Source organism: Allohahella marinimesophila (assembly GCF_039538005.1).
In the GTDB taxonomy this organism is placed as follows: domain Bacteria; phylum Pseudomonadota; class Gammaproteobacteria; order Pseudomonadales; family Oleiphilaceae; genus Allohahella; species Allohahella marinimesophila.
Map to the genome: position 1 here is coordinate 69,494 of NZ_BAABBO010000012.1, position 12,586 is coordinate 82,079.

The window sequence follows — 12,586 nt, forward strand, 5'->3', positions numbered from 1 at the left end:
TAAAGCGTACTCCTAAGCCAGGTTCAGAAGAGTCTGACCAACGACGACAGCGTCGCCTGGTTTGACTTCGAAGTTCACTACCGTACCGGCTTTGAACGCTCTGACTTCCGTTTCCATCTTCATGGCTTCGAGAATCAGCAGCAGATCACCTTCCTGTACCTGGTCGCCGGGCTTGGCAACCATCCGAACGATGGTCCCACCCAGGGGTGACCCGATCGGCTCGCCACCGCTCACAGGTGCTGGCGCTGGTGCACTGGCCGAAGCCTGACCTGAGGCCTGTTGTCCGCCTGCCGCAGCCAGTTTCTCGATATCACCACCATCGGTCACCTGCACGACATAGGACTGACCATTAACCTCGACGGTATAGACATTGGGGGTGTCGGACGTTTCAGCAGCTGCGGATGTTTCAGAACCATCCGGTGCAGGTTCGAAGGCGCTAGCGTCGCCACGATTTTCGAGGAACTTCAGACCAACCTGAGGAAAGAGTGCGTAAGTCAGCACGTCATCAACCTGGTCGTCGGCCAGCTTGATATTCTTTTCACTCGCGAGCTGCGTAAGCTCCTGCGTGAGTTTGTCCATCTCATCATCAATATTGTCAGCTGGTCGACAGGTGATGGGCTGGGCACCTTCAAGAACTCTCTTCTGCAATTCGGCATTGAACGGGGCAGGCGCAGCGCCGTATTCACCCTTCAGCACACCGGCGGTTTCCTTGGAGATGGACTTGTATCGTTCACCAGTGAGGATGTTCAGCACTGCCTGGGTACCAACGATTTGTGAAGTCGGGGTCACCAGAGGGATAAAACCGAGGTCTTCACGCACCCGTGGAATTTCAGCGAGTACCTGATCAAATTTGTCCAGGGCGCCCTGCTCTTTCAGCTGGCCTTCCATATTTGTCAACATGCCACCTGGCACTTGAGCCACAAGAATTCTTGAGTCTACACCGCGAAGTGAACCTTCGAACTTGGCGTATTTCTTTCGAACTTCGCGGAAGTAGCCAGCGATTTCTTCCAGTAGCTTGATGTCCAGACCAGTATCGCGATCAGTACCCTCGAGAATCGCTACCACAGCTTCAGTTGGCGAATGACCATAGGTCATACTCATTGAGGAGATGGCCGTATCGACGTTGTCGATGCCCGCTTCAGCTGCCTTCAGGGCTGTGGCTGTGGACATGCCAGTCGTCGCATGACACTGCATGTGAATAGGCACTTTGAGTGTCTTTTTCAGCTTGGTGACGAGCTCGAATGCATCGTAGGGCTTGAGCAGGCCGGCCATGTCCTTTATTGCGATGGATTCGGCACCCATTGATTCGACTGTTTTTGCGAGATCAACCCAGGTATCGATTGTGTGGACGGGGCTCACGGTATAGGCAATCGTGCCCTGTGCGTGCTTGCCAACTTCCAGTACTGCCTTGATGGCAGTTTCCAGGTTGCGCGGATCGTTCATCGCATCGAATATGCGGAAAACGTCAATACCGTTGGTAGCCGCTCGCTCCACAAATTTGCGAACGACATCGTCGGCATAGTGTCTGTAACCCAACAGGTTCTGACCACGCAGCAGCATCTGCTGAGGAGTTTTCGGCATCGCTTTCTTCAGTTCGCGAATACGGTGCCAGGGATCTTCTCCAAGATAGCGGATACAACTATCGAAAGTCGCTCCGCCCCAGGATTCAAGCGACCAGAAGCCGACTTCATCCAGCTTTTTGGCAATGGGCAGCATGTCGTCGAGCCGCATTCTGGTCGCCAGCAGCGACTGATGAGCGTCGCGAAGTACGACATCTGTTATCCCCAGGGGTTTCTTGGTTTGAGCCATGGTTGAGTCCTGCGTTTCCATTTCAAATTGTGTTGAGCTGGTTAGTCCCTGATCGGACCGCTGTTAGCGGACCGACGACACGTCAAGACCTGCGTCGGGCCCTGTGCTGTTTGATCGCGGCAGATATGGCTGCCTTCAGTTGCGGATCAGTATTCTGCGCCTGACCTGCGGGCTGTTGAGCCGCTGATAACTTCGGCGTCGAGGCTACTACTGGCGGCTGATAATGCATGACAATTTTCGACATCAGGCCGGTGAGCACCACGAGTAGTGCAAGGAACGAGAACACGAAGCCCATGCCGATCAACATGAGGTTGAGGGCTTGCATCAATAAATCCCACATAGCTAGGCGTCCTTAAAACTGTAATAGTTTGGTGTAACGATAGCCCGATTGAAATGCACGGCGAATGGTTACCGTCCACGCAAAACCCGGCGAAAAAAATCGCGTCAATGTACCCAAATTTGGGTTGGGGTGCAATCTGGCGTTACCTTCCTTACCCACAAGACTCTCCATTCATTCAGGATGTATGAGCTCGAAAACGCTGAGGCCAGCGCAGGCAGGATCGACATTAACCAAGACAGCCGCGCCAGAATAGCCGCAGCAGGGGAACTAAAAAGAAGTGGCGCGCTCGGGAGGATTCGAACCTCCGACCGCCTGGTTCGTAGCCAGGTACTCTATCCAGCTGAGCTACGAGCGCGCATAAAAATTGACTCAGTTCCTAACTTTTCAACTTCACCAGAACTGACGTCACAATGGCGGAGAGGGAGGGATTCGAACCCTCGATAAGGTTTCCCCTATACGCCCTTAGCAGGGGCGCGCCTTCAGCCACTCGGCCACCTCTCCAGAAGGCGCGTATGTTACCACAATGATTTGAAAAGGCTAGGCCAATTGAACCAAGAATTTACAAAAGAGTGCGAGAAAACGAAGTGGAGCCAATCCTGATACTTTGTGCATCAGGCAGAGGCGCTTCAATCCGATCAGGAATTGCCAAATTCAGGCGCATCGTCTGCGGCCGACTTCTCCTGCTGAATCCGCTGATAGATTTCCTCACGATGCACAGCCACTTCCTTGGGCGCGTTAACGCCGATCCGGACCTGATTGCCCTTGACCCCGAGCACTGTCACCGTGACTTCATCTCCAACCATTAAAGTTTCGCCCACTCTCCGGGTCAAAATAAGCATACATACTCTCCTTATATCCGTCTCTTACGATCCATAGATCCAGCACTGCCAAGTGCCTTCATTTTTTATGCTTGTTTTAAAAACCACGTTACGGATTGCAATGGCGGTTTTTACTGCACACGAATGCTAACTTACGGCGAAATTGTCGCAAGCGACTTTCCTACTTTTTCTATACTACTTTAAATCAAGCATACGCGCGCGGGCGCATCAGGGAGCTTCAGAAAGCTCGAATGCACTGTGTAGCGCACGTACGGCCAATTCGAGATACTTTTCATCCACTACGACTGACACCTTGATTTCGGATGTCGAAATCATCTGTATGTTGATGCCCTCTTTATAAAGCGCCTCGAACATCTTGCTGGCTACGCCGGCATGCGAGCGCATACCTACGCCCACGATAGAGACTTTCGCGATCTTCTTGTTACCGCGAACGGCCTTAGCTTCCAGAGAACCTTTGAGGCCTTCGAGAATGCCGAGTGCCTTTTCATAGTCGTTACGATGCACTGTGAAGGTAAAGTCGGTCTTCTGATCGTCGCCTACGTTCTGCACGATCATATCGACTTCGACATTGGCTTCGCTGATCGGCGTCAGAATGCGCGCAGCCACACCAGGAATGTCCGGCACCCCTGTCAACGTCAACTTGGCTTCGTCGCGGTTGAATGCTATGCCGGATACGACTGGCTGTTCCATGCTTTCTCCATCTTTTCGAATTTTCTTTTCTACAGGGCCATCAGTAGTGATCAGAGTCCCCGGGCCTTCCTCAAAGCTTGAGAGTACTCTGAGCGGCACATTGTACTTACCAGCAAACTCCACTGCACGAATCTGCAGCACCTTTGAGCCCAGGCTCGCCATTTCCAGCATTTCCTCGAAGGTAATGCTGGTCAGACGACGGGCTGAGTCGACGACCCGTGGGTCGGTGGTGTATACACCGTCGACATCGGTATAGATATGACACTCGTCGGCATCCAGGGCTGCTGCCAGTGCAACGCCAGTCGTGTCGCTGCCACCACGGCCGAGGGTTGTAATATTGCCCTGCTCGTCTACGCCCTGAAAACCAGCAACGATGACGACATTGCCGCGCGCCAGATCTGCACGAATGGCAGCATCATCAATGGAGAGAATCCGCGCCTTGCTATAGGCGTTGTCAGTCAGAATCCTGACCTGCGACCCTGTATAGGACCGGGCATTGACCCCGATCTTCTGCAGCGCAATGGCCAAGAGGGCTATCGTCACCTGTTCGCCGGTAGACAGCAGAACGTCAAGCTCACGCTCGGAAGGCCTGTCGTTCAATTCCTGAGACAGTCCTATGAGCCGATTGGTTTCGCCCGACATGGCAGAGACCACGACAACCAGGTCATGGCCCTCCTCTCGGCATCGCTTGATCTTGTCGGCCACCTTGGCGATCCGCTCCACGGTGCCGACCGAGGTCCCACCGTATTTATGTACATATAAACCCATTACTGATGATTACCTGAGCTGATGGTGAATGAAAATAGTTCCAAGCCGCGCCCAATGCCAGATCTTATTCAGAAATCTGCTGCTTCAACCAGGCTTCCACTGCTGCGAAAGCTTCGTCCAATTTGGCGGAGTCGCCGCCTCCGCCCTGGGCCATGTCCGGCCGGCCGCCGCCCTTTCCGCCCATGACAGCAGTCATCTGTTTGATGACATCACCGGCTTTGACCGTCGCGCTGAGTGCCTTGGTCACACCAGCTACCAGCGCCATGGCTCCATCGTCTTCCGAAGCCAGAACAACCACGCCCTGCCCCAGCTTGTTCTTCAACTGATCGGCCGTTTCCATGAGCGTCTTGCGATCCGCGCCATCGATTGAGGCCATAAGATAGCTGATGTCGCCATGCTTTTTCGCCTGGGCCAGCAAGTCGTCTCCCGCCTGCGAAGCCGCCTGGGACTTCAGCTGGCCAAGCTGCTTTTCCAACGCTTTCTGGCGATCCATAACGGTGGACAGCTGCTCACAGACCTTGTCAGGACTTGTCTTCAGAAGTCCAGCAGCAGCTCTGAGACTCGCAAGCGCTTCGGCTGCATGACGATCTGCACCAGCGCCGGTGACAGCCTCCACGCGTCTAACGCCGGAGGCAATGGCTGACTCACTGGTGATAATCAGATGACCAATATCACCGGTGCGACGCACATGGGTACCGCCACAAAGCTCGATACTGAAGGGCGCACCTCTTTCATCTGTTTCCCCCATTTCCAGCACGCGCACCTGCTCGCCGTATTTTTCACCAAACAGCGCCATTGCGCCCCTGCTTCGTGCAGCGGCAATCGACATCTCTTCGGTGTGAACAGGGGTATTCGCCCTGATCTGCGAGTTGACCATATGATTCACGGCTGTCAGTTCTTCGTCGCTGATGGACTCGAAATGGGTAAAGTCGAAACGCAGGCGCTCGGAGTTTACCAGTGAGCCCTTCTGTTGCACATGCTCGCCGAGCACTTTGCGCAGTGCGGCATGTAGCAGGTGAGTCGCCGAATGATTGGCCGCTGTGGCGCTGCGCAAACTCCCGTCGACTCGCGCCGTGACGACCGAATCCACGCGAAAGGCGCCTTTCAGCACAACGCCCAGATGCAGCACACTGTCCTGCAGCCTACGGGTATCACGGACTTCAAACAGGGAGCCATCGTTGCTTTCCATGAAACCACAGTCGCCGATCTGGCCGCCTGACTCACTATAAAACGGCGTCTGGTCCAGAATGATCTGAAGATCGCAGTCGGTATCTGCATCCGCAACGGAGATACGTTCGCCATCACAGATGATGGCCTTGATGCTGGCTTGCGTATGGAGTGACTCATAACCTACGAAGCTGGTCGCCTCACCCTCTGCAGCGGCAGAGTAATCGGTATTGAAAGAGCTGGCTGCACGGGCTCGTTGCCGCTGCACTTCCATTTCTTCTTCGAAGCCGGTCTTGTCCAGCTCCAGGCCCCTCTCCCTTGCGATATCATTAGTCAGATCCAAGGGAAAACCATAGGTGTCGTAAAGCGTGAAAACAGTCTTGCCTGGAATGAGACTGGAATCCAGGCGCTCGATTTCGGCCTCGAGCAGTCGCAAGCCCTTATCGAGCGTACGGCTGAATTGTGCTTCCTCATTGGCCAGGATCCGACTGATCATTTCCTCGCCACGTTGCAGCTCCGGGTAGGCTGTGCCCATTTCGAGTACAAGTGGTTTGACGAGGCGGGAGAAGAAGCCTTCGGAAAAGCCGAGCTTGTGCCCATGCCTCACCGCTCGGCGAATGATTCTTCGAAGAACGAAACCGCGGTTTTCGTTGGATGGCGTGATGCCATCAGCTATCAGGAAGGCGCAGGACCGAATGTGATCCGCTATGACCCGCATCGAAGCCTGACCGACGAGTTCATCGACCTCGGCAGTAATCGAATTGTTTTCCTGCTTGAGCAGCCTGGCAGCAGCCGTGAGCAGGTTGACGAACAGATCGATCTCATAGTTAGAGTGTACGTCCTGCAGCACCGCAGCTACCCGTTCCAGCCCCATACCTGTATCTACAGAAGGCTTGGGTAATGGCTCCATCGTCCCGTCCGCCTGGCGATTGAACTGCATGAATACGACGTTCCAGATTTCGATGAAACGATCGCCATCTTCTTCTGGACTCCCCGGCGGCCCGCCAGGAATATCAGCACCATGGTCATAGAAAACTTCAGTACAGGGTCCACAGGGGCCGGTATCGCCCATTTGCCAGAAGTTGTCCGACTCGTAGCGTTCGCCCTTGTCACCGATGCGAATGATGCGCGCCTCCGGAACACCGATCTTGTCACGCCAGATTGCAAAGGACTCGTCATCTTCGGAATAGACAGTGACTGTCAAACGATCTGCGGACAGACCCAGCCATTCCTTTGACGTCAGAAACTCCCAGGCGAACGCAATGGCGTCTTCCTTGAAATAGTCACCGAAGCTGAAGTTACCAAGCATTTCGAAAAAGGTGTGGTGGCGTGCGGTATAGCCGACATTGTCCAGGTCGTTATGCTTGCCGCCAGCCCGGACACACTTCTGAGCACTGGCCGCGCGATTATAAGACCGCTTTTCCCTGCCCAGGAACAGATCCTTGAACTGGTTCATGCCGGCATTGGTAAACAGCAGAGTGGGATCCTCTGCAGGAACGAGCGAGCTGCTGCTGACGACTTCATGTTGTCTCGCAGCGAAATAATCGAGGAACGACTGACGGAGTTCGGTAGTTTTCATGGCCAGGTCTTTGGTTGAAATGCTTGCATATGAAAGCGCCCGACACACAGGCCGGGCAGCCAATTAATGTAGCATAGTCAAACCTGCGTCACTAGACCCTAGCCAAGTCACCAGAATCTAGCCAGCAGTGAGCTTTTCACCAGTCGAGCGCATGAAACTCAGGAAATCTGCAAAGGCGTCAGGCTCTGGAGCCTGGCCTGACAACGGGGCAGCGCCATCTTCTCCAGCTGGGGCTGCGACGGGCACGGAGATCGCACCCTGTTCATACAAGGCTTTGGCCGATGCTTCCACAAAATCAAGCAGGCCAGCGCCATCGTTGAGCGCCTCCGCCGACTCCAGTGCAGACCGGAGGTTCTCGATAAAGCGAGCCAGTGGCGAAAAGTCATTGGCCGGCAGCGCAGGCTCGGCTGCTGACTGTCCTTTAACGGGCTGCGCGCTGGCGCCGCTTTCGTAGGCCTGGCTGATCGAAGAGTACGAGACCGACGAGAGGTTGACGGCAAAGGAGGCGATCTCGCCCATATCGACGTCGAGCGAGAGCGCTTTGTCAAAAGCTGCCTGCATATCGCCGGCGAAAAAGTCATTGGCCACTGAGTCGATCTGTTTGAGGAATCCACCGATTGCCTCGAGCTCGCCCTCGTCGAGTTGTCCTTCGACGTCCAGCATGAACTGCTTGCCAGAGACGCCCTGCAGGACTTCCTGAAGACTACCGCCATTAGCCTTGATTTCCGCTGAAGCCGCGGCAACCTGGCTCAATGACAGCTTCACAGTGTCTCCATCACGAGTCTTCAACTGGATGACTGAACTTTCAGCGCGCAAAAAGTCCGAGCGTTCAGTAACAGCACCACCGACAGAACGGGGCGCAGCGAGTGAAGCAGTCTCGGCAATGTCACGCGTCTGCGGCAGCCGACCAGCAATGTTATCGGCCACCTGGGCGAAACCCTTTTGCACTGCGGCATAGCCAGCGTCGATGGCCTTTTCCAGCTGACCGTCGTCGCTCGGCAGAAAACCTCTGGCCTTCAATTCCTCACGGGCTTCACCATAGCCCTGCTCCACGCCGGCTCTGGCCTGCTGCAACATCGCGTCCAGACGCTCCGGGCTTGCGCCGTCAGCTTTGGCGAGCGCAATGCGCTTTTCGACGAAACCCAGAATCGTACCTGCGACCTTGTCAGGCGATGGGATATTATCTGACTCCCCAGCTTTGCCGTAGCCGCCCGGACTGACGCTGGCTCCCATTCGCGGAAGGCTCGGCTCCGCCACAGTAGCGCCACCCATGGCTCGGTCGACCCTGCGTACGATGAGTTCAGCTGCAAATGCACCCGGTCTGCGTCCTTCACTCAGTGCCGCGTAGCCCTTTTCCAGTGCCGCAGTCATATCCCCGCCGGACAGCGCAGGCTTTGCACTGCCTGCCGGGCTCTCTGCTGGATTGACGGGAGAAGCCTGCCCATTGACCCTGACGCTGGGCATTTGACGCAGACCATCTGAAAACAGGCGATCGAATGACGAATTGAAAAGTTGATTGTTCATCTGCCGGGCCATCCTGAATGATGCTCGCACGGGAAAGGACACCGTACTCATAGAAAATATGCTAATAAAGGTATCGGCGGCACGATTCAAAACTTTAGCGAAAGCCCCCAAAACATTGTTAACATGCTGCAATACACGATCGGCAGTATGGAACGGGCTGAGTTGATACCGCCTGCCGCTGCTGGCGAATCTGACTCAAGGTGAAGCTCCTGTATCATGCCTGCACCAACTGTTGAAGCGACGCGCAAGGCGCCGCTCCCCCGCCGTTTCGCGGCCATGTTTTACGACTTCCTTCTGTGTCTGGCGCTGGCGCTGGCCACTACTGCCTTTTATGTGGCGGTCAAGGGATGGTGGATTGGTCGCGAAGCACTCGATGCACAAGTTGAAGCGGGAACGCTGAGTCAGGGGCCTGTACTGACAATACTGCTGTTACTGGTGGTGACCCTCTTTTTCTGCTATTTCTGGACCCGAACAGGCCAGACGCTCGGCATGCAGGCCTGGAAGGTTCAGATTCTCACCCGGGATGGACGATTGCCTACCCTCGCCCAGTCACTTATGCGACTGGCCGGGGCGACCCTGTCGTTTGCCGTGTTCGGCGCTGGATATTTCTGGATGCTGTTCGATCGTGAACAACTCACCTGGCACGAGCGAATCTCCGGCACCCATACCGTTTTTCGCGATCATAAAAAAGAGCAGTCCAGCGCCTGGAGGCAAGTGAATTGACCAGTGACTCATCATTGAAGCTCGATGTACGTGATGTCCATAAACGGTTTGGCAATCTCGAGGTCCTCAAGGGCATCTCTCTCACCGCCAGCAGCGGCGATGTGATTTCCATGATCGGTTCATCCGGATCGGGCAAGAGCACCTTCCTTCGCTGCATCAACCTCTTGGAAATACCCACCTCTGGCGAGCTCTATCTCAGCGGTGAACAGGTCCAATTCACGGCAGCCTCCGGCAGTTCCGAACGCAAGCCCAAGGACAGCAAGCAGGTCACCAGGCTTCGCGCAAAACTCTCCATGGTTTTCCAGTCTTTCAACCTCTGGTCACATATGACCGTGATGGAAAATATCTGTGCCGCACCGGTTCATGTGCTTGGTCTATCGAAGAAGGAAGCCAGAACCCGTGCCGAACATTACCTGCAACAGGTAGGCATCTGGGAGCGGCGGGATTACTACCCCAACCACATGAGCGGTGGTCAGCAACAGCGCGCAGCCATCGCCCGAGCCCTGGCAATGGAGCCAGAAGTCATGCTCTTCGACGAACCTACCTCAGCCCTCGACCCAGAACTGGTTGGCGAGGTTCTGAAAGTCATGCGGAATCTGGCTGAGGAAGGTCGGACCATGATCGTGGTCACCCATGAGATGGCGTTCGCAAAAGATGTATCGAACAAGGTCCTGTTTCTCCACGAGGGACTGATCGAAGAAGAAGGCCACCCCTCGAAGGTACTGGTGAACCCGGATTCCGAGCGGGTAAAAGGCTTTCTGAGTCGAACGTATTGACACTGCCCCAGCCTGCCCTGACGAACAATCGGACAGCAAATATTTACAAGGCCGTATAGATAAGCGTATTTTTGAACGCGTGCGAACTTCAACCGGTCTAGAAGAAAGGAACTACTCATGAATAGTAAAAAATTCCTCGCAGGCGCTCTGTTGGCCACCTCACTCGTGTCCGGGCCAATCATGGCCAAAGAGTGGAAGGAAGTCCGAATCGCGGTCGATGTGCCTTACGAACCATTCGAATTCAAGAAGCCTGACGGCACCTTGACTGGCTTCGAAGTGGACCTGGGTAATGCCGTTTGCGCTGATCTCGAGTGGAAATGCGAGTGGGTCATTCAGGCCTGGGATGGGATGATTCCAGGACTGATGACGCGCAAGTTCGACGCCATCATGTCATCAATGTCAATCACTGAAGAGCGGGCCAAGCAGGTTGCTTTCAGCGAGCCATACTACAATACGCCAAGCGCGTGGTTCGGCAAGCAGTCTGACAGCAAGATGGACGTGACATCCAAGGACGCGCTGAAGGGCAAGACCCTAGGCGCCCAGCGCGGTACGATTCAAGACGATTACATCACTGAAGAGTTCGGCGATGTTGCCGAGATAAAGCGATACAGCACTGCCGACGATCTGGTACTTGATCTCAAGGGCGGACGTCTCGATCTCGTGTTTCTTGACTACCCGGTTGGTGATGAAACGGTCACTACCGACAAGAATTACGCTCAGATTGGTGAGCAGATCAAACTGGGCGACGGTATTGGCGTAGCCATGAGAAAGCGCGACACGGATCTTGCTGAGGCATTCAACAAATCCCTGGCCAAGCTCAAGGAAAATGGCACCTACGACGAAATCATGAAGAAGTACTTCGATTACGATATCAAGATGTAAGTAGCTCCGGCCGGTAACATGGCGTTGCCGGCCGGCTCCCACCTGAAGCGAGCGTCATGTTTGAATATCTCTTTGACTTCAAGGGCTATGGTCCAGAGCTGTTACGTGGCGCCTTCCTTACTGCCCAACTTGCCGGCCTCTCCCTCTTGCTTGCGCTCGTACTTGGCCTGGCTGGTGCTGCTGCAAAACTCTCTTCCAGCAGAGCTGCACGAGGCATAGCCCTTACTTATACCACCCTGATTCGCGGCGTGCCCGATCTCGTCATGATGATGCTGATCTTTTATGGCGGTCAGGCGCTTCTCAATATGCTGTCTGACTTCGTATACAACGAGTGGGACATCGACTTCTTCATCAATGTCGACCAGTTCATTGCTGGTGTACTGTCCATTGGCTTCATCTTCGGTGCCTACATGGCCGAAACCTTCCGGGGCGCCTTCCTGGCCGTGCCTGATGGGCAGCTGGAAGCGGGCCGAGCTTATGGCATGAGTGAATGGCAGGTATTCCGGCGTATCATGGTACCTCAGATGATCCGGCATGCCATTCCTGGTGTAGGCAACAATTGGCTCGTCATGCTGAAGACCACGGCACTGGTGTCGATTATCGGCCTGACCGACATTGTTCGTGTGGCCAGTGAAGCCTCCAAGTCGCTCCACCTGCCCTTCAAGTTTTTTATCCCCGTCGTCCTGTTTTATCTGCTGATGACGCTGGTATCCGAACTCTTCCTCAAGTATCTGTCTCGACGTTATAGCGTCGGCGTGCGTGAGGTGGCCTGATGGAATGGTTAGAAGGTCTGCTGGCCGGCAACGACATCTTCACGATGCAAACGCTGTCTGAATACGGCACAGGGCTGATCAACACCCTTCAGCTTGTCGTATTGTCTATCATACTGGGACTTCTGCTTGCACTTCCGCTGGCACTGATGCGCGCCTCGAAACGCTTCTGGGTCAGCCAGCCGGTGCAGGTCTTTACCTATATCTTTCGCGGCACACCGCTGCTGGTGCAGTTGTACATCATCTATTACGGTTCCAGCTTCGTCCTGATCGACACGCCGCTCTGGTTCATGTTCAAAGACGCCTTCATTCCTGCCCTGCTGGCCTTTACCCTGAACACAGCCGCCTATACCACCGAGATCATCCGTGGCGCCATCGTGGCCACTCCGGCGGGAGAACTGGAAGCAGCAAAAGCTTATGGCATGAACTACTGGACGAGAACGCGTTGTGTTGTCTTGCCGAGCGCTTTCAGGCGCGCGCTTCCAGCCTATACCAACGAAGTGATCTTCATGCTTCACGCCAGCGCAGTGGCCTTCACTGTCACCATTCTCGACTTGACGGGCGCAGCGTATCTTATCTATTCGCGCTTTTACGCGCCCTTCTCTGCTTTTATATTCGTTGCCTGTATCTATCTCTGCCTGACATTCTCCATCATCATGCTGTTCCGAAAAATTGAGTTCCGAATGCTGGCGCATTTGCGTCCGCGAACGGAGGCCTGA

The 12,586-nt window shown here is 54.7% G+C and carries 11 protein-coding genes and 2 tRNA genes; 5 read left to right on the forward strand and 8 right to left on the reverse strand.

The window, feature by feature from the left end; genetic code table 11:
* Window positions 1-12: 12 nt before the first annotated feature.
* The 8 genes from oadA to ABD735_RS14215 form a co-directional block, all read right to left on the reverse strand.
* Window positions 13-1,809, reverse strand: a complete 1,797-nt coding sequence (gene oadA, locus ABD735_RS14180) for a sodium-extruding oxaloacetate decarboxylase subunit alpha (RefSeq protein ID WP_344807546.1) — start codon at window positions 1,807-1,809, stop codon at window positions 13-15.
* Between the two features lie 82 nt (window positions 1,810-1,891).
* Window positions 1,892-2,134, reverse strand: coding sequence for an OadG family protein (locus tag ABD735_RS14185; protein WP_344807548.1), 243 nt, complete (start codon window positions 2,132-2,134; stop codon window positions 1,892-1,894).
* Between the two features lie 293 nt (window positions 2,135-2,427).
* Window positions 2,428-2,504: transfer RNA gene (locus ABD735_RS14190), tRNA-Arg, on the reverse strand.
* 56 nt (window positions 2,505-2,560) lie between these two features.
* Window positions 2,561-2,650 (reverse strand) — tRNA-Ser (locus ABD735_RS14195).
* A 134-nt stretch (window positions 2,651-2,784) separates the two neighbouring features.
* The gene (csrA, locus tag ABD735_RS14200) at window positions 2,785-2,988 is read right to left on the reverse strand and encodes a carbon storage regulator CsrA (RefSeq protein WP_344807549.1); all 204 of its coding nucleotides are present in this window, start codon (window positions 2,986-2,988) and stop codon (window positions 2,785-2,787) included.
* Between the two features lie 207 nt (window positions 2,989-3,195).
* On the reverse strand, window positions 3,196-4,446 hold the full coding sequence (locus ABD735_RS14205; protein WP_344807551.1) for an aspartate kinase: 1,251 nt from the start codon (window positions 4,444-4,446) through the stop codon (window positions 3,196-3,198).
* 64 nt (window positions 4,447-4,510) lie between these two features.
* Window positions 4,511-7,192: an alanine--tRNA ligase gene (gene alaS / locus ABD735_RS14210; RefSeq protein WP_344807553.1), complete on the reverse strand. Its 2,682-nt coding sequence runs from the start codon at window positions 7,190-7,192 to the stop codon at window positions 4,511-4,513.
* 117 nt (window positions 7,193-7,309) lie between these two features.
* Window positions 7,310-8,716, reverse strand: coding sequence for a DUF5610 domain-containing protein (locus ABD735_RS14215; RefSeq protein ID WP_344807555.1), 1,407 nt, complete (start codon window positions 8,714-8,716; stop codon window positions 7,310-7,312).
* Window positions 8,717-8,932: 216 nt separating this feature from the next.
* On the opposite strand from ABD735_RS14215, the gene ABD735_RS14220 reads away from it, so the two are divergent.
* The 5 genes from ABD735_RS14220 (at window position 8,933) to ABD735_RS14240 (ending at window position 12,586) form a co-directional block, all read left to right on the forward strand.
* Window positions 8,933-9,439: an RDD family protein gene (locus ABD735_RS14220; protein ID WP_344807557.1), complete on the forward strand. Its 507-nt coding sequence runs from the start codon at window positions 8,933-8,935 to the stop codon at window positions 9,437-9,439.
* Complete coding sequence (locus ABD735_RS14225) at window positions 9,436-10,215, forward strand: ABC transporter ATP-binding protein (protein ID WP_425548616.1); 780 nt, start codon at window positions 9,436-9,438, stop codon at window positions 10,213-10,215. The genes ABD735_RS14220 and ABD735_RS14225 overlap by 4 nt, the downstream gene beginning before the upstream one ends.
* A gap of 117 nt (window positions 10,216-10,332) precedes the next feature.
* Window positions 10,333-11,097 (forward strand): transporter substrate-binding domain-containing protein, encoded by a 765-nt coding sequence (locus ABD735_RS14230; protein WP_344807559.1) that lies wholly within the window; start codon window positions 10,333-10,335, stop codon window positions 11,095-11,097.
* Between the two features lie 56 nt (window positions 11,098-11,153).
* Window positions 11,154-11,870: an ABC transporter permease gene (locus ABD735_RS14235; RefSeq protein ID WP_344807561.1), complete on the forward strand. Its 717-nt coding sequence runs from the start codon at window positions 11,154-11,156 to the stop codon at window positions 11,868-11,870.
* A complete protein-coding gene (locus tag ABD735_RS14240) occupies window positions 11,870-12,586 on the forward strand; it encodes an ABC transporter permease (protein ID WP_344807563.1) in 717 nt (238 codons plus the stop codon). Before ABD735_RS14235 ends, ABD735_RS14240 begins: the two co-directional genes overlap by 1 nt.

What these genes read in the sequence shown, in the direction of transcription:
- ABD735_RS14215 (WP_344807555.1), bottom strand. Translation starts at nt 8,716, where the DNA reads ATGAACAATCAACTTTTCAATTCGTCATTCGATCGCCTGTTTTCAGAT.
- ABD735_RS14230 (WP_344807559.1), top strand. Translation starts at nt 10,333, where the DNA reads ATGAATAGTAAAAAATTCCTCGCAGGCGCTCTGTTGGCCACCTCACTC.
- ABD735_RS14240 (WP_344807563.1), top strand. Translation starts at nt 11,870, where the DNA reads ATGGAATGGTTAGAAGGTCTGCTGGCCGGCAACGACATCTTCACGATG.
- ABD735_RS14185 (WP_344807548.1), bottom strand. Translation starts at nt 2,134, where the DNA reads ATGCAAGCCCTCAACCTCATGTTGATCGGCATGGGCTTCGTGTTCTCG.
- ABD735_RS14205 (WP_344807551.1), bottom strand. Translation starts at nt 4,446, where the DNA reads ATGGGTTTATATGTACATAAATACGGTGGGACCTCGGTCGGCACCGTG.
- ABD735_RS14220 (WP_344807557.1), top strand. Translation starts at nt 8,933, where the DNA reads ATGCCTGCACCAACTGTTGAAGCGACGCGCAAGGCGCCGCTCCCCCGC.
- alaS (WP_344807553.1), bottom strand. Translation starts at nt 7,192, where the DNA reads ATGAAAACTACCGAACTCCGTCAGTCGTTCCTCGATTATTTCGCTGCG.
- oadA (WP_344807546.1), bottom strand. Translation starts at nt 1,809, where the DNA reads ATGGCTCAAACCAAGAAACCCCTGGGGATAACAGATGTCGTACTTCGC.
- csrA (WP_344807549.1), bottom strand. Translation starts at nt 2,988, where the DNA reads ATGCTTATTTTGACCCGGAGAGTGGGCGAAACTTTAATGGTTGGAGAT.
- ABD735_RS14235 (WP_344807561.1), top strand. Translation starts at nt 11,154, where the DNA reads ATGTTTGAATATCTCTTTGACTTCAAGGGCTATGGTCCAGAGCTGTTA.